The 16,381-nt window shown below is 66.0% G+C and carries 12 protein-coding genes; 8 read left to right on the forward strand and 4 right to left on the reverse strand.

Translation table 11 applies throughout. The features are described 5' to 3' along the window. Position 1 precedes the first annotated feature (1 nt). From JQ617_RS26690 to JQ617_RS40375, 3 genes are all read left to right on the forward strand, one after another. Entirely contained in the window at positions 2–1,597 is a 1,596-nt protein-coding gene (locus JQ617_RS26690) for an MBL fold metallo-hydrolase (protein ID WP_212028908.1), read from the forward strand. A 265-nt stretch (positions 1,598–1,862) separates the two neighbouring features. Continuing rightward, positions 1,863–4,616: a beta strand repeat-containing protein gene (locus JQ617_RS26695; protein ID WP_212028909.1), complete on the forward strand. Its 2,754-nt coding sequence runs from the start codon at positions 1,863–1,865 to the stop codon at positions 4,614–4,616. A gap of 406 nt (positions 4,617–5,022) precedes the next feature. Next, positions 5,023–5,220, forward strand: a complete 198-nt coding sequence (locus tag JQ617_RS40375) for a hypothetical protein (RefSeq protein WP_347339398.1) — start codon at positions 5,023–5,025, stop codon at positions 5,218–5,220. 4 nt (positions 5,221–5,224) lie between these two features. Here the strand turns inward: JQ617_RS40375 and JQ617_RS26705 are convergent, their stop codons facing one another. From JQ617_RS26705 to JQ617_RS26720, 4 genes are all read right to left on the reverse strand, one after another. Further along, on the reverse strand, positions 5,225–5,857 hold the full coding sequence (locus JQ617_RS26705) for a hypothetical protein (RefSeq protein WP_212028911.1): 633 nt from the start codon (positions 5,855–5,857) through the stop codon (positions 5,225–5,227). An 8-nt stretch (positions 5,858–5,865) separates the two neighbouring features. After that, positions 5,866–8,121 (reverse strand): xanthine dehydrogenase family protein molybdopterin-binding subunit, encoded by a 2,256-nt coding sequence (locus tag JQ617_RS26710; RefSeq protein WP_212028912.1) that lies wholly within the window; start codon positions 8,119–8,121, stop codon positions 5,866–5,868. Position 8,122: 1 nt separating this feature from the next. Beyond that, positions 8,123–8,587, reverse strand: coding sequence for a (2Fe-2S)-binding protein (locus JQ617_RS26715; protein WP_212028913.1), 465 nt, complete (start codon positions 8,585–8,587; stop codon positions 8,123–8,125). Between the two features lie 82 nt (positions 8,588–8,669). Beyond that, positions 8,670–9,605 (reverse strand): helix-turn-helix domain-containing protein, encoded by a 936-nt coding sequence (locus tag JQ617_RS26720; protein WP_212028914.1) that lies wholly within the window; start codon positions 9,603–9,605, stop codon positions 8,670–8,672. Between the two features lie 338 nt (positions 9,606–9,943). Between JQ617_RS26720 and JQ617_RS26725 the strand changes: the two genes are divergently transcribed. From JQ617_RS26725 to JQ617_RS26745, 5 genes are all read left to right on the forward strand, one after another. Continuing rightward, a complete protein-coding gene (locus JQ617_RS26725) occupies positions 9,944–10,705 on the forward strand; it encodes an alpha/beta hydrolase (RefSeq protein ID WP_212028915.1) in 762 nt (253 codons plus the stop codon). Between the two features lie 55 nt (positions 10,706–10,760). Beyond that, entirely contained in the window at positions 10,761–11,774 is a 1,014-nt protein-coding gene (locus tag JQ617_RS26730; protein WP_212028916.1) for an aldo/keto reductase, read from the forward strand. Between the two features lie 93 nt (positions 11,775–11,867). Next, a complete protein-coding gene (locus tag JQ617_RS26735; RefSeq protein ID WP_212028917.1) occupies positions 11,868–12,719 on the forward strand; it encodes a VOC family protein in 852 nt (283 codons plus the stop codon). A gap of 77 nt (positions 12,720–12,796) precedes the next feature. Further along, positions 12,797–13,219, forward strand: coding sequence for a putative quinol monooxygenase (locus tag JQ617_RS26740; protein ID WP_212028918.1), 423 nt, complete (start codon positions 12,797–12,799; stop codon positions 13,217–13,219). 156 nt (positions 13,220–13,375) lie between these two features. Then, the gene (locus JQ617_RS26745; RefSeq protein ID WP_212028919.1) at positions 13,376–16,306 is read left to right on the forward strand and encodes an ATP-binding protein; all 2,931 of its coding nucleotides are present in this window, start codon (positions 13,376–13,378) and stop codon (positions 16,304–16,306) included. Positions 16,307–16,381 lie beyond the last annotated feature (75 nt).

Raw genomic sequence — 16,381 nt, forward strand, 5'->3', positions numbered from 1 at the left:
AATGAGCGTGACCGTTCGATTTTGCGGTGCCGCGCGCACCGTGACCGGCTCGAGCTACCTGTTCCAGACCGCGAGCGGACGCTTCCTGGTCGATTGCGGCCTGTTCCAGGGACAGAAGACACTGAAGGCGCTCAACTACGGCGCCTTTCCGTTCCGCCCCGCCGACATCCAGGCGGTGCTGCTCACGCACGCCCATATCGACCACAGCGGATTGCTGCCCAAACTCGTGCGTGAAGGCTTCGACGGGCCGATCCTGGCGACGCGCGGCACGATCGATCTCTGCTCCTGGATGTTGCCCGATGCCGGCAGCATCCAGGAGTCCGAGGTCGCGCAGCTCAACCGGCGCAACGCGGCACGCCGGCAGAACGAGGTCGCGCCGATCTATACGCAGGCCGACGCGACCGCATCGCTGCAGGCGTTCCGCCCGGTCGACTATGAGCGCTGGACCGACGTGATCCCCGGCGTTCGCGCGCGCTACTGGAATGCAGGCCATTTGCTCGGCTCCGCCTCGATCGAGCTGGAATTCAGCGAGGCCGGGCGCGAGCGGCCGTTGCGCGTGCTGCTGTCCGGCGACGTCGGGCCGGAGGCCAAGCTGCTGCAGCCTGATCCGCAGGCACCGACAGACCTCGACTACGTCATCTCGGAATCCACCTATGGCGACCGCGTCCGCGCCGTCACCACGCCCGAGCAACGGCGGCAGCATCTCGCCGACGAGATTCGCCAGGCTTCGGCCGCCAAGGGCGCCCTGCTGATCCCGGCTTTCGCGGTCGAGCGCACGCAGGAGCTGATCGTCGACATCGTCCACCTGATGGAACGCGGCGAAGTCCCGGCGGCGCCGATCTTCCTGGATTCCCCGCTCGCGATCCATGCGACGGAAGTCTTCCGCCAGCACGCCGCGAGCCTCGATCCCGGCGTGGACGTCGACCGCCTGCTCAACTCGCCGCATCTCAAGTTCACTGAGACCGTCGCCGAGAGCAAGGCCATCATGCGCCTGACCGGCTTCCACATCATCATCTCCGCCAGCGGCATGTGCGACGCGGGCCGCATCCGCCATCACCTCAAGCGCTGGCTCTGGAACGAGCGCGCGACCGTGCTTCTCTCCGGCTTCCAGGCGAATGGCACGCTCGGTCGCTTCCTGCAGGACGGCGCCAGAGCGGTGCGGATCCAGGGCGAGGAAATCCGCGTCGCCGCGCGCATCCGCATGATCGACGAATATTCCGGACATGCCGACGCAGCTGGAATGGCCGGCTGGATCGCGGCGCGCCGCCCGATCGCGCGCGGCCTGTTCCTCACCCATGGCGAGCAGGACGCAATCGCCGGCCTTGCCGAACGGCTGGCCGAGCGCATCCTGCCGGCGGCAAAGATCTATCAGCCCGTGCTGGACGACATCTACGAGCTCGCAGCAGCCGAGCCGCGCGTGCTCGACGTCGACCATCGCCGTCGCCTTGCGCCAGAAGCGGTCACGCATCTCGACTGGCACAACGAGATGTCCGAGCTGATGCTCGACATCAGCGACAAGGTCGCAGCCGCCGCCGACGACCGCGCCCGCGGCGTCGTCATCCGAAAGCTGCGGCGGGCGTTGAACGAGAACGCGTAGCGCGGCGCCGGGATAGCACTGGGCGCGCGTCTTCACGAACCCGTCATTAAAGCTGTAAGCGCCGTCGCATTTCGCGCGGGCGTGATCGGCTGTCCCCAAAATCAAGCGGTTCTCAAGAGAAACAGGAGGCGGCCCGAAGCCTTCCGTCAAGCCGGAACTGGTCTTCAGGCCTACAGACGATCTCGTTTGCCCCTCACCCGCGACATCGCGAAAGCGTCGCGATACCGCCGGCCCGTTTCGACAATCACGCAAGCGAGAAGCGCACATGGCTGTCACAGCAAATTTCTCTGCCGGAATTCTCTCCGTCCTTGGCACTGGCACGAACAACACGATCGTACTCGGCCGCAACGCGGGCGGAACGATCGTCGTCAACGGCGGCGCGGTCGCCGTCAAGGGCGGCCCCGCAACGGTCGCCAACACCAAGCTGATCCAGGCTTTCGGCCTCGACGGCAACGACATCATCACCATCGACGAGAGCAACGGCGCGATGCCCGCGGCGAACCTGTTCGGCGGCGCCGGCAACGATACGCTGACCGGCGGGTCCGGCGGCGACATGCTGTTCGGCCAGTCCGGCAACGACACGCTGTTCGGCAAGGGCGGCAACGATTTGCTGTTTGGAGGCGCCGGCAATGATGTGCTGGTCGGCGGCGATGGCAACGACCAGATGTTCGGCGAGGCCGGCAACGACCGCATGATCTGGAATCCCGGCGACGACAGCGACCTGATGGAAGGCGGCGAAGGCATCGACACCGCCGAGGTGAACGGCGGCAACGGCGGCGAGACCTTCGCCATCACGGCCAACGGCACGCGCGTGCGCTTCGACCGCCTCGATCCCGCGCCGTTCTCGCTGGACATCGGCACCACCGAAAACCTCGTGGTCCATGCCAATGGCGGCGACGACGTCATCACCGCCTCCGGCAATCTGGCCGCGCTCATCACGCTGACGCTCGACGGCGGTGCCGGCAACGACACGATCCTCGGCGGCAACGGCGCCGACCTGCTGCTCGGCGGCGAAGGCAACGATTTCGTCGACGGCAACCAGGGCAACGACACCGCCTTGCTCGGCGCCGGCAACGATACGTTCCAGTGGGACCCCGGCGACGGCAGCGACAAGGTCGACGGACAGGCCGGAGCCGACACCCTGCTGTTCAACGGGTCGAACATCGCCGAGAACATCACCGTTTCCGCGGCCAATGGCGGACGCGTGCTGCTGACCCGCGATGTCGGCAACATCGCGATGGACCTGAACGGCATCGAGACCATCACGATCGGCGCGCGCGGCGGCAGCGACCACATCACCGTCAACAACCTCGCCGGGACCGATGTCAGCCAGGTCAATATCGATCTCGGATCGGCCGGAACCGGCGACGGTGCGGCCGATACGGTGACACTCGAGGGCACGCGCTACGCCGATGCGATCCAGGTGTCCGGCTCGGGCACGTCGGTTTCGGTCACGGGGTTGCCCGCCGCCGTCACCATCACCAACGCGGAAGGGGCCAATGATGCGCTCGTCATCGAAGCCCTCGGCGGCAACGACACGATCTCGGCGGCCGCGCTTGCCGCCGGCGTCGTGCACCTCACGATCGACGGCGGCGCCGGCAACGATACGATCGTCGGCAGCGCGGGCGGCGATACGCTGATCGGCGGCGACGGCAACGATGTCGTCACGGGCGGCCGCGGCGACGACGTCGCCCTGCTCGGCGCCGGCACTGACGTATTCCAGTGGAATCCCGGCGACGGCAGCGACACCGTCGATGGCGGCGCCGGCGTCGACACGCTGAAGTTCTTCGGGGCCAACATCGCCGAGAACATGAATATCGTGGCAAACGGCGATCACGCCCTGCTCACGCGCGACGTCGCCAACATCACGATGGATCTGCACGGCGTCGAGCACGTCGATGTCCATGCGCTGGGCGGTGCCGACCATATCGCGGTCGGGGATCTGACCGGGACCGACGTGACGCAGGTGAACATCGACCTCGGCGGCTCGGCCGCAACGCCCGACGGCGCCGTCGATACCGTTTCGGTCGATGCGACCCAGAGTGCCGACACGTTCGGCGTTTCCGGCAATGCCGGCGGCGTGACGGTGTTCGGCCTGCATGCGACCACCCATTTGAGCGGCATGGACGCAACCGACCAGTTGACGCTCAACGGCCTCGGCGGCGACGACGTCATCGATGCCAGCGGTCTCGCCGCCGGCGTGCTGCAACTGACGATCAACGGCGGACTTGGCAACGACACCATCCGCGGCAGCCAGGGCGACGACCTGATCAGCGGCGGCGACGGCAACGACACCGCGCTGATGGGCGCGGGCAACGACACGTTCGTCTGGAATCCGGGCGACGACAACGACACGGTCGAGGGCCAGGGCGGCACCGACACCCTGCTGTTCAACGGCGCCAACATCGCCGAGACCGTCAACATCTTCGCGAACGGCGACCGCGCCGAGCTGACGCGGGACGTCGCCTCGATAACGATGGACACGCACGGCGTCGAGACGATCGCCTTCAATGCCCGTGGCGGCGCCGACACGATCAATGTCGGCGACATGAGCGGGACCGACGTGACGGAGGTCAAGATCGACCTCGCCGGCGTTCCCGGCAACGCCGGCGGCGACGGCGCGGCCGACAAGATCGTGATCAACGGCACCGCCGGCGACGACGTCATCACGCTGTCGCTCAACAGCAACGGCGCGCTGGTGATCGACGGCCTGGCGAGCCAGGTCGTGATCGAGAATTTCGACTTCAACGACACCATCACCATCAACGGCCTCGGCGGCGACGACGTGATCGAAGCATCGGGCGTCGGTCCCAACGGGCCGCACCTCGTCTTCGACGGCGGTGCCGGCGACGACGTGCTGATCGGCAGCGCAGGCAGCGACACGCTGCTCGGCGGGCTCGGCGACGATGTGCTGATCGGCGGCGGCGGAACCGACGTGCTGGACGGAGGGCCCGGCGACAACGTCGTGATCCAGTCGCTGCTGGCCCATGCGAGCGTCCACGCGGGCACGCTGATCTAGGCCGACGGCTCCGCCTGGCCAGTGATGGGCCTGTTTTTGCCTGTCGTAATCACTGATCGGGGTCCGGATGGAACGAAGCGCCATCCGGGCCCCGACGCTTTGACGGCCTTGGGAGACCTGATACTCTGCACCAAATCATGGCCCGGCGGGCCATGCTGTCGATCGTTGAACCAACACTGCCGAGAGGATGCGGATGAGAAGCGCGGCGTTCCTGGCTCTCAGCCTCATGTTTGTCGGCGTAGGGTCGCACGACAGCGCGAGGGCCCAGACTTCTGGCGCCCCACCCGTTTCGCTCGCTCCGCCCGATGCATCACCGCCGCGCCCGGCTCCCGCCAAGCCCGCACGGGCGACGACAGGCAGAGCTCCGGCCGCCTCCGGCAGAGAGACTTCGACATCCGTACTCGGCGTGCCTCAACCGAAGCCGGATCCGGCCGCCGACTATGACGGCTTCAGCGTCGGCAATGTCGACGACAATGATGCCTTGCGCCAGGCGACGCCGCCTGCGAGGTCGCGCGCCGCAAAATCCAATCCGGATGCGGATAGCCTCGATCAGGAAGACGGCGCCTTGAAGCGAAAGCTGATGATCTGCCAGAACTGCAAATAACGCATCAGTTCGGACAGGGCTGCCCCGCCGCCCCCCACATCGCCATGTCCTTGACGTGATCCTCGAAGGTTCCCGGCGGCGTCGAGCGGCCTGCGCCGGGCGCCCAGCCGCGGGGAATGAATCCGTTCAGCGAGGCATCGTGCCTGAGATGGTCGACGAGGCCGGCAGCGTCCCGGCCGCCATTGCGCTTGGGATCCTTCATCTGCGCGCAGATCTCGGCGCCGCTCTTGCCGAACCAGATGAAAGCCACCGGCGCGAGCTGCCAGTCGATGCCTGCGCGCGGCGGTGACGGTGCCGGCTCGTTCGCCTGGGTCGAGGTCATGTGACAGGTCGAGCACGGGATCGCCTCCGCGCCGATGCGGCTCTCGCCGCCGTGGATGTTCATGCCGTGCACGCGAGGCTTGGTCTCCCCTGCCGGCGTCCAGATCGGAATCGCCCTGGCATCGACGTGGCAATTGGCGCAACGCGGATGGGTCACCACCGCCTCGATCCGCTTCCAGGCCTCCAGGCCCTCAACCCGGCTGACGCTGCCCGCCGGCAAGACATCTTTCCTGGCTTCGTCCTTGGCCGCGACAATTCCGGTGAGCGCCGCAATGGCGGAAGCTGCGAGAGCGAGCGCAATCGGAGATCTCTTCATGGCCCACCTCACACGAAATCGATGAACTTGTTGAAAGGCATCTCGCGGATGCGTTTTCCGGTCGCCGCGAAGATCGCGTTGGCGAGCGCAGGCGCGGCGGGAGGCACCGGCGGCTCTCCGACACCCCTCACCTTCGGATCGTTCTCGAGCCCGCGAACCTCGATGACGGGGCATTGATATATCCGCATCGCTTCGTGGTGATTATAGTTGGTCTGCTGCACCGCGCCCTTGGCATAGGTGAGCTCGCAGTTGATGGCGTGGCCGAGCCCCCAGACGACGCCGCCCTGCACCTGGTTCTCGAAATTGACGGGGTCGACGACCTTGCCGACGTCGACCGCGACCCAGACCTTGTCGATCCTGATGCCGCGGTCCGTCATCGAGACTTCGACGACCTCGGCCGTCGGTGTCCCGAACGACTCGACGAAGGCGACGCCGCGCCCCCGGCCGTTGCCGAGCGGTCCCTTCCAGTCCGACATCTCAGCGACCGTCTCCAGCACCTTGCGATAATGCGGCACGGTGCACATCGCGATGCGCGCCTTCATGGGATCGAGACCCGCCGCGTGGATCAGCTCATCGATGAAGCTTTCGGTGAAGAAGCCTGATGTCGAGGCGCCGACGGAGCGCCAGGTCGTGCTCGGCGAGAGCCCCTGCGCCTCGTAGCTCGTGGCCCGGAAATTGGGAATGTCGTAATAGACGTTCCACAGGCCGGCGGCCAATTGCCCGTCGGGATCCTTGGAGGGCGTGCCCGAACGTTCGAGCAGCCCCTTGAGCGGGGTCGTCGAGGCCAGTTGCAGATCGGCTGCGACGATCTTGCTCTCGTCGACGCTGCCGCGATGCCGGGCAATCGCGATCTGCCGCGGAATGTCCTGAAGGAAATCCTCCTCGCGCGAGAACACCAGCTTGATCGGCGTTCCCTTCATCTGGTTGGCGATCTCGGCGAGAACGCGGACGTTCTCGTATTCGAGACGGTGGCCGAAGCTTCCGCCGGTCCACTGATTGTGGAAGGTGACCTGTTCCGGCTTGAGGCCGATCGCCGTCGCCGCGACCCATTGCACGAAGCGGGGGCTCTGATGGCCAACCCAGATTTCCATCCCCTTGTCGGTAACGAGGCCGATTCCGTTCAGCGGCTCGAGCGGCTGATGCGCGACGTAAGGCGCGCGATATTCGGCTTCGACGAGCTTGCCGGTCTTCAGCCCGCCGTCGATGTCGCCGATCTTGCGCCATTCCTTGCCCAGGAACTCGGACTTGAACGAGGATTCCAGCACCTTCCAATGATCGGCCTGCTCGGCGGGATAGGCCGAGGGCGCCCACTCGCAAATGACGGCGTCGGCCGCCTTCATGGCGTACCAGCTGTTCGTGGCGATCACGGCGATGCCGTTCTTGATTTCGAGGATCTTCTTGACTCCCGGCATCGCCCGCGCCTTGCCGGCATCGTAGGATTTCAGCGGCTGCCCCTTGGCGGGGTTCAGCTTGACGGAGGCGTAGAGCATGCCGTCCATCTTCATATCGATGCCGAACTTCAGCTCGCCCATGACCTTCTCGCGAATGTCGAGGCGCATCATCGGTTTGCCGAGTATCCGCCATTTCGAGGGATCGCGCGGCTTGGCATCGAGCACCGGCGGAATCTTCGCAGCATCCGCGGACAGATCGACGTAAGCGATCTTGGTCCCGTTGGGCAGGATCACGTGGCCGGATTGGGTGCGCAGGTCAGCCACCGCGACGCCCGCACGCTTGGCCGCCGCCGCCTTCAGCGTCTCGCGCGCCACCGCGCCGGCGACACGCAGCTTTTCATAGGTGTCCGGAATCGTGCTCGACCCGCCGGTCATCTGCAGGCCGGCTTGCCTCAGCCATTCGAGCGTCTTGGCGCGCGCCTCCTCGGCAGCCGGGCTTTGGTCCGCGGCCACGAACGGCGCGAACTCGTCGGCAAAGCCGGTGTTGAAATAGGCTGGGCTGGGAGCGGCGAAGCGGATTTCGAACTGGCCGGGATCGAGGTCCATTTCCTCGGCGATCATGATCGGCTGCACGGAGCCGACGCCCTGACCAATGTCGGCGTGCTGTGCGATCAGCGTGATCTTGTCCGGGCTGATCTCGACCCAGGGATTGAAGGTCACCGAGTTCGGCCCGAGACCTGCGGCGAGCGGATTCCCATCGGCGCTAGGCACCGCCGCTTCGGCGCTGCCATAGGCACCGAACGCAATGCCGCCGGCGATGGCGGCGGAGCCGAAGACGAACGCGCGGCGTGAGAGGTTCTGCATGTGGCCCATCTCACTTCTCCGCCATCTTCTTGGCCGCGGCCGCATGGATCGCGGCACGTATGCGCGGATAGGTGCCGCAACGGCAGAGATTGCCGGACATCACCTGGTTGATCTCGTCGTCAGTCGGATTGGAGATCAGATCGAGAAGGGAGATGGCCTGCATGATCTGGCCGGTTTGGCAGTAGCCGCATTGCGGGACCTGATGCTCGATCCACGCCTGCAACACCGGATGCTGCTCCTTCTTCGGCAATCCTTCGAGCGTGACGACCGACTTGCCGGCGACCTCGCCGATATGCGCCTGACAGGATCGCACCGCCATTCCGTCGATCTGGACGGTACACGCGCCGCATTGCGCGACCCCGCAGCCGTATTTGGCGCTGGTGATGCCGAGCTCGTCGCGCAGCACCCACAAGAGCGGCATCTCGGCAACGACGTCGACCTGGCGCTTGATCCCGTTCACCGTGAGCTCGATCATGACGGCATGTCTCCTGAAGGATCTGGTCGGCACAACAGCACTGCCTAATGGGCGCGTAGACGTATTTCCGATTCCTGCGGCATCATGCGCAATCCCTGCGGAATGCCGTATCGGCACGATCGGCTTTCACGTCGGCCTGGCCACAACACAATTCGCGATACTGCCCCGGCGTGAGACTTGCGGCCTTGCGGAACACGCGCGTGAAATTCGCTTGCGAGCCGAAGCCGAACTCCAGCGCGATCTCGACCAGGGACAGACGGTCGTGTGCGAGCTCGTGCCGCGCTGCCTGGACGCGGCGATCGGTCACATAACGGTGCGGTGACAATCCCGTCGCTTCGCGAAACAGCCGGGAGAAATGATAAGGGCTGAGACAGGCCTGGGCCGCCAGATCCTCGAGCCTGATATCGCTGCCAAGAGAGGCTTCGATGTAGTCCAGCACGCGCTGGAGGCGCCGCGGATCGAGCGATGGCAATTTGTCGGGCGCGCGCCAGCGGTCGATCGTATAATTCCCCAGAAGATGCGCGGCGAGCGCGACCTGGATTCCCTTCACGAACAATGCGTCGGTCGGCTGGCGCGGACGATAGAGCAGATCGCGAAGCGGCGAGCAGATGTGGAACAGCACCTGGTCCGCGAGGCCGTGGGCGTAGGCGATCTCGACCTTTGCCGGGTCGATGTCGAAATCCGCGAGCGCGCTGTGGTCGAGCAGCGCCGGGGGAAGATAGAGATGAAGACATTCCATCCGGTCCGAAAGCTCGAGATGGCTCTCCTGCGTCCCGACAGGGATGAGGTAGCTCATCCCCGGCCGCGCCAGGCTCTTCTGGACTTCGCCGTTGCCGATCCGGCACACCATGCCGCCGCCCGACAGCAGCATGACGAGCTCGGTGCAGATGGGAACGGGCGTTGCCTGCCGCCCGGCCTCGAACTTGCGATGCTCGATGCTCAGCCCCGGCCAGTCGTTGGCCGCCGCGAGTTTCACGCTGTTCCGATACTTCTGATCTCCATGTGTCACGAGCGCCATCACGACCTCCGCTTCGTTGCGGCGAATCCCGGCCCCGTATCGCGCGCGAGCGATCATTCCATCCGGTGATGAGTTGCAGCCCCGGCCGCTGCCACGCCGATCGCGAATTTCTCACAAGCGACGATGGCGAAGTCCAGAGGCGGCGCGGTTAAAAGAGGTAAAACGCAGACAGAGCAACGGCTTGAAACGCGGCGCGATCGACGTCGAAGGCCGGCTCCGCCACCGGTCAGCAAGATGCGTTTGTCATCGCGCAGGAATCGGAAATAGCGCAGTGCGCGCGTGCGCTAGTGAAGGGCTCATCAACGGCAATGCCGCCGTATCGAGGATCGGAGCCCCGCATGAAGCCGCTTATCTCCGCGCTCGCCGCAATGTCGATCGCGACGGTCCAGGTCGCCGCCGCGGCTGCGGCCGAGAGGACTGTCTCCATCGTCCTCGTCCACGGCGCGTTCGTCGACGGCTCGGGTTGGAAGGACACCTACGACATCCTTTCGAAGGCGGGCTACGAGGTGCTCGTCGTCCAGCACCCGACGATCACGCTTCGTGACGATGTCGCCGAGACCGAACGCGTGATCGCCAAGGCGAAGCACCCGGTCATTCTCGTCGGGCACTCCTATGGTGGAATGGTCATCACGGAGGCCGGCGACAATCCCAGGGTTCGCAGCCTCGTCTATTTCGCGGCATTTGCGCCCGACGCCGGGGAGTCGGTCAGCACGCTGGCGGAAGCGCCGGTGCCGGCCGGCGAGCACAAGGCGCCGCTGGTCGCCGAAGGCAATTATCTCGTCGTCGACCGCGAGAAATTCCCCACCTCGTTCGCGGCCGATGTCGATCCGGCCACGACCCGTTTCATGGGGGCTGCGCAACTGCCCTGGGGCTTGCAGGCAGTGCAGACCAAGGTCGATCGCGTGGCCTGGAAGACGAAGCCGACCTATTACATGGTGACGAGCGAGGATCACATGATCCCGCCGACGGCACAGCGCACCATGGCCAAGCGTTCCGGCGCGAAGGTAACGGAGCTGAAAAGCAGCCACGCGGTGATGCTGTCGCATCCGCGCGAGGTCGCGGCCTTCATCAGAAGCGCAGACACCTCCGCAACCGACTGAGTTCGGCCGTGACGCCCGCGGATCGCTTCAGCGTTCACAGACAAGGATACGCAACATGGCCCTCAAGAATATTCTGCCGGGTCGACTGGGCTTCGGCGCGGCGCCGCTCGGCAACATGTTCCGCGACATCCCGGAGCAGGAAGCGCGCGCGACGGTGGATGCCGCCTGGAATGACGGTATCCGCTATTTCGACACCGCGCCCTTCTACGGCGCGGGCCTTGCCGAAATCCGCATGGGCGCCGCGCTCGCCGGCCGGCCGCGAAGCGACTATGTCGTCAGTACCAAGGTTGGGCGCCTGATCCTGGACGAGGTCGAAGACGTCAGCACCCGCGATCTCGGCGAGAAGGGCGGCGTCTTCAAATACGGCCGCCCGAACAGGATCGTGAACGACTATTCCCGGGACGCGACGCTGCGCTCGATCGAGGACAGCCTGAAGCGGCTCGGCACCTCCCATATCGACATCGCCTTCGTGCATGACGTCGCGCAGGATTTCTACGGCGACGAATGGCTTTCGGTGTTCGAGAGCGCGCGCAAGGGTGCGTTCAGGACGCTCGACCGGCTGCGCGACGAGGGCGTGATCAAGGCGTGGGGCCTCGGCGTCAACCGGGTCGAGCCGATCGAGTTGCTGCTCGCGCTTGAGGAACCGCGCCCCGACGGTTTCCTGCTCGCGGGCCGCTACACGCTGCTCGACCATGCCCGGGCGCTGCAGCGGGTGATGCCGATGGTGGCGGAGCACGAGCTCGCGATCGTCGTCGGCGGCCCCTACAGTTCGGGTGCGCTCGTCGGCGGTCCGAACTTCGAATATGCCCCGGCGCCTCCTGAAATCCTCAACAAGGTAGCGCGGATCAAGGCGATCGCCGACCGCTACCGCATCAGCATGAAGGCGGCAGGCCTGCAGTTCGCGCTCGCCAACCCCGTGGTGGCGGCCGTCATCCCCGGCGCGAGCCGGCCGGGCCGGATCGCCGAGGATCGCGCCGCGCTTAGGGAAGTCATCCCCGCCGATTTCTGGCGCGAGCTCCGTTCGGAGGGGCTCGTCAACGCCGCAGCGCCGCTTCCCACGGCCGCGTGAGCCGTCGGAGCGCGCACCTTCATTCCGGCCGGGTACCGCTCCGGCCGGCGCGACCACGCACACAAACCCCACCGAACCACTGAGGAAAACGACATGACAGACGAAGCAGACAACGCCACCGACATCGGCCGCCGCACCCTGCTCCAGACCGCCGGCGCAGCCGTCGTCACCGGCCTCGTCGCCGGCTCGGCAGCCGACGCGCAGGCTGCGACACAGGGTGCCAACAGCATGTCGCCGGCCGAACGCAACGAGGCACCGCTCGGCGCGCGACTCCAGGGCGTCCAGCATTTCGGGCTGACGGTCCAGAACATGGAGCGGGCCTATCAATTCTACACGGAAGTGCTCGGCGGGACCGAGGTGTTCCGTCACGGCGACTTCCAGGGCGACGAGGTGCAGAACACATTGCTGGCCGACCAGGAGATCGAGGCGAATGCGCGCGGGGTCAATCCGCGGACGATCGGCGTGCCCGACCTCAGAAGCGGAGCGCAGAGGCTGGATGTCCGCTTCATCCAGTTCGACAACGTGGTGATCGAACTGCTGCAATATCGCGAGGCCGATCAGCCGATGGGCGGCGCGAAGAGCTTTGCCGAGCCGGTGGAGCACATGAGCCCGGCCTTTCCGCGCATGATGCACATCTGCTTCTACATTCGCGACGACGTCGACTTCAACAAGTTCATTGCCGACCTTGAGGCCGAATCCGCGCGCCGCGGCATGACGCAGGTGCGGGCGAACCGCACCATCCGCGTCATGACGGAGGCGGACCGCAAGGCGGCGCCCCGCAACACCAACACCAACCGGGTGACCGTGGAACCCTCGAACGGCTGGGAGTTGATCTATTGCAAGGGGCCAGAAGGCGAGCAGCTCGAATTCGTCAAGGCGCTCGGCCCCGTCAAGCAGCGCTTCAGCGAGGCCCTGGCAAAGCGGCAGCAGACCATCGTGCGCTGACCCATCACACGCCGGGCGGCCGGCTTCCGCCGGCTGCCCGGAAGAGCGCTCACGATCTCAATGTAAAGGACTTCATCATGAAAACTCTCCGCCAGAACTCGCTTGGCGCGCTGCTGTTCGTTGCCGCGACGGCCATGACGGCTGCACCGATCGCCGCCCAGGAGGCCCCGCGCGTGCACTATCAGGAGATCCCGGAGGGCGCCTATTCGGTGGTGGCCCAGGTTCGCGCCAAGCCGGGGAAGGAAGACGCGCTGCGCGCAGCGACATTACCGCTGATCGACCTCGTTCGCAGCGATCCCAAGAACCTGGTTTACTTCCTGCAAGAGGACCGCGCCAAACCCGGTCATTTCATCTTCTACGAGATCTTCGCCAGCCAGGCTGATTTCGATGCGCACAACGCGATGCCTTACGTGAAAGACTGGTTCACCAAGCTGCCGGAGCTCGCCGACGGCGGCGTCGAGGTGATGCGCATGGCCATTCTCGGCAAGCCCAAGAAATAGCCAAAGCCGCTCTGGAACTCGTGCGCGAGCGGTTTTGTCGCAGCCTTCGCGGGCGAGTGCCCGCGGCAAATCGTGCGAATTCAGAAGGGCTCGCTTCAACAGGTTTGCAGCGCGTGATAATTGCAGACGATCGGTTCGATCGATTGGCAATGAGCAATGCGGGCTGCCACGGAGATAAGGCAACGGGGCGCGCGCCGACAGGAACTCACCTTCTGCTTCGGCCCGTTTCGACTGGTTCCCAGCCGCCAGCTCCTCCTTCTCGACGGGCGTCCCGTCAAGCTGGGCGGACGCGCATTCGAGCTCCTGCAGCTGCTGGTGCAGCGGCGCGGCGAGCTGGTCAGCAAGAATGAGCTGATGGCGGCGGCGTGGCCGGGAACCTTCCTCCACGACAGCAATCTCAAGGTCAACATGTGGAGCCTGCGGCGTTCGCTGGGAGATACCCAGATCGAGCCCGTCTACATCGCGACCGTGGCGCGCCGCGGCTACAAGTTCATCGCCGACGTCCAGGCCAGCATCGGCGAGGTCGAGGATGATCCGGCGCCAGCTGATCCGCTGCGCCAGTCCAATCCGCCATTGCTGCGCGGCATCGTCGGCCGCGAAGCTGATATCGCCGACATCGCCGATCTGCTCGCGGACGACAGGCACGTCACCCTCGCCGGCGCCGGGGGGATCGGCAAGACGACGGTTGCCGTGGCGGTCGCCCAGGCGTTTGCGCCACGGTGCCGCGACGGCGTCTGCTTCGTCGATCTCGCCACGATCTCCGATCCCACGCTTTTCGGCGCGGCGCTAGTCACGGCCCTGGGCATCAGGGGCAACACGGACAACGGGCTGGCCGCGGCCCTCGACTATCTGAGGCCGCGGCAGATGCTCCTTATCCTGGACAATTGCGAGCACGTGTTGCCCGCCGCCACGATCTTCGCCGGCAGGTTTCTGAGCGACACATCACCGTCCAGGCTGCTGGCGACCAGTCGCGAGCCGCTGGGCACCGCGACCGAGCACGTCGTGCGGCTTGGTTCGCTGCCATCACCGAAGCCCGGCCTCGCCCTCACCATCGATCAGGCCGTCAGGTTCGCGGCAGTGCAGCTGTTCGTCCGCCGCGCCGCCGAATGGTCGGACTACCAGTTCGTCGACGATGATTGCGAGGCCGTCGCCTCGATCTGTCATTCGCTCGACGGCCTCCCTCTGGCCATCGAACTGGCGGCGGCTCAGATCGGCCGGTTCAATCCCCGCGAATTGGTCGCCATGCTCGACCAGAAGCTGGGCTTTCGCGCCCCAAGCGCCGATGGCGCGCCACCGCGCCACGAAACCCTGATGGCAACGATCGACTGGAGCTTCCGGCTGCTGCCGCAGAGGGAAGCCAGACTGTTCGCTCTGCTGTCGGTGTTCAGCGATGCCTTCGAGGTCGAGGATGCGGCTTTTGTCGCGGAAGCCGCCGGGCTCACCCCGGTCGACGTCGTCACCGGGCTCGGCAGCCTCGTCGCCAAATCGCTGCTCAGCGCGCAGGCTCGCGGCGCCAGCCTGCGCTACCGCCTGCTCGACAGCACGCGCCGCTATGCGGCCGAGCGGCGCCAGGCCGATCCCGCCTGCGGCCAATCGCTGCAACGCCACGCGCAACGCATGCTTGTTCTGTTCGAGCAGTCCGAAGAGGAGTGGAACTGGCGAGAGCCGGCCGACTGGACGGAACGCTACCTCGGCCGCATCGCTGATCTCAGAGCTGCGCTGTCATGGGCATTCGGCGAACAGGGCGATGGCGTCCTCGGCATCAGGCTCGCGGTCGCGGCGATCACCTTGTGGTCGGAAACCTCCATCCTGTCTGAAGCGCAGACGCGGCTTCAGGACGCACTTGGCTTGGCCAAGACCGTCGCGTGCGACGATCTGTCGAAAGCAAAGCTCGCCTGCGCCCTTGGATGGAGCCTGTTCTACGCCCGCAACATGTCGAATGAAAACGAGGTCGCCTGGCTCGATGCGATCGACTTCGCAAGGCGCGCCGGCAACATCGAGTATCAGCAGCGCGCATTGGTGGGGTTTGCCTTCTACCTGCTGCAGATCGGCGAAGTCGCGCGCGCCATCACCTATCTCGAGGAGGCCACCGCACTGGCCAACCGGGACCGCGACTTGACGGCGACATCCGAAGCCGATCGGGCCCTGGCCTGGGCCCGCGCCTTCGCCGGCGAATTGAGCAAGAGCCGCCCGGTTCTGGATCGCCTCGCCGCGACCTATTCGCTGGCCGAGGGCCGTTCGCGCAAGGATGCGAACGAGGTCTACCGCTTCATCACCGTCCGCTTCAACCTGCCCTTCGTGGCGTGGATGCAGGGGCAGCCCGACTACGCGGCGAAGCTGGCCCGCGACGCCGTCGACGCCGCGGACCGCAGCGGCCATTGGGTGTCGCAGTCGAATGCACTCGGCCTCGCCGCGCTTCCCGTCGCGCTCGAAACCGGCAATCTCGACGCGCTCGAGAGCTTCACCGAACGGCTGCGCCGCAACCTGGAACGCGAGCGCATCTCGCGCTGGGTTCCGGTCGAGCGCTATTTCTCCGCCTGCCTCCGCGACCTGCGCGGCGATCCGCGCGCGGTGGACGACATGCGAGCCGCGATCGACGAGCTGATCCAATGCCGCTTTCTGATGCGGATCGGCAGCTATCTCGCGATCCTCGCCCGCGCCTATCTGCGGCAGGGACGGATCGCGGAAGCGCGCGAAGCGATCACGCGGGCGATCGACCATCAGGAGCGCCAGGGCGAACGCTGGTGCCGGTCGGAGCTTCAGCGGGTCGATGCAGCGATCCTTCTCCAGGCCGGCGAGCCGCTGCGCGCCGAAAAGCGGTTGCAGCAGGCGCTCGCCGAAGCCCGCGCCATCGGCGCGACGACCTTCGCCTTGCGCATCTCGACCGACCTTGCCGCGCACTGGATTGCGACCGACCGCAGGCCCAAAGCCGTTCGACTGCTCGCCCCGATCCTTGACGAATTCACCGAGGGATTCGAGACGCCGGATCTGGTGGCCGCTTCGCGCCTGTTGCAGCGCATGCGGCCGGCGCCGAGCGGCTGCGGCCATTACCGCCCGCCGGTGCCGGTGCACGCTCGCGGTGCATAGCAGGCCTACCGCCGCGCTCGTCGCACACGCTTTACGCTTCCCGGAATTCCTGATCCTCTCTCCCCCAATCGGCCG

The sequence above is a fragment of the Bradyrhizobium sp. KB893862 SZCCT0404 genome, assembly GCF_018130885.1.
GTDB lineage: Bacteria > Pseudomonadota > Alphaproteobacteria > Rhizobiales > Xanthobacteraceae > Bradyrhizobium > Bradyrhizobium stylosanthis.

Coding starts and splice junctions, on each gene's coding strand:
- JQ617_RS26690 (WP_212028908.1), top strand. CDS start 2: ATGAGCGTGACCGTTCGATTTTGCGGTGCCGCGCGCACCGTGACCGGC.
- JQ617_RS26695 (WP_212028909.1), top strand. CDS start 1,863: ATGGCTGTCACAGCAAATTTCTCTGCCGGAATTCTCTCCGTCCTTGGC.
- JQ617_RS26705 (WP_212028911.1), bottom strand. CDS start 5,857: ATGAAGAGATCTCCGATTGCGCTCGCTCTCGCAGCTTCCGCCATTGCG.
- JQ617_RS26710 (WP_212028912.1), bottom strand. CDS start 8,121: ATGGGCCACATGCAGAACCTCTCACGCCGCGCGTTCGTCTTCGGCTCC.
- JQ617_RS26715 (WP_212028913.1), bottom strand. CDS start 8,587: ATGATCGAGCTCACGGTGAACGGGATCAAGCGCCAGGTCGACGTCGTT.
- JQ617_RS26720 (WP_212028914.1), bottom strand. CDS start 9,605: ATGGCGCTCGTGACACATGGAGATCAGAAGTATCGGAACAGCGTGAAA.
- JQ617_RS26725 (WP_212028915.1), top strand. CDS start 9,944: ATGAAGCCGCTTATCTCCGCGCTCGCCGCAATGTCGATCGCGACGGTC.
- JQ617_RS26730 (WP_212028916.1), top strand. CDS start 10,761: ATGGCCCTCAAGAATATTCTGCCGGGTCGACTGGGCTTCGGCGCGGCG.
- JQ617_RS26735 (WP_212028917.1), top strand. CDS start 11,868: ATGACAGACGAAGCAGACAACGCCACCGACATCGGCCGCCGCACCCTG.
- JQ617_RS26740 (WP_212028918.1), top strand. CDS start 12,797: ATGAAAACTCTCCGCCAGAACTCGCTTGGCGCGCTGCTGTTCGTTGCC.
- JQ617_RS26745 (WP_212028919.1), top strand. CDS start 13,376: ATGCGGGCTGCCACGGAGATAAGGCAACGGGGCGCGCGCCGACAGGAA.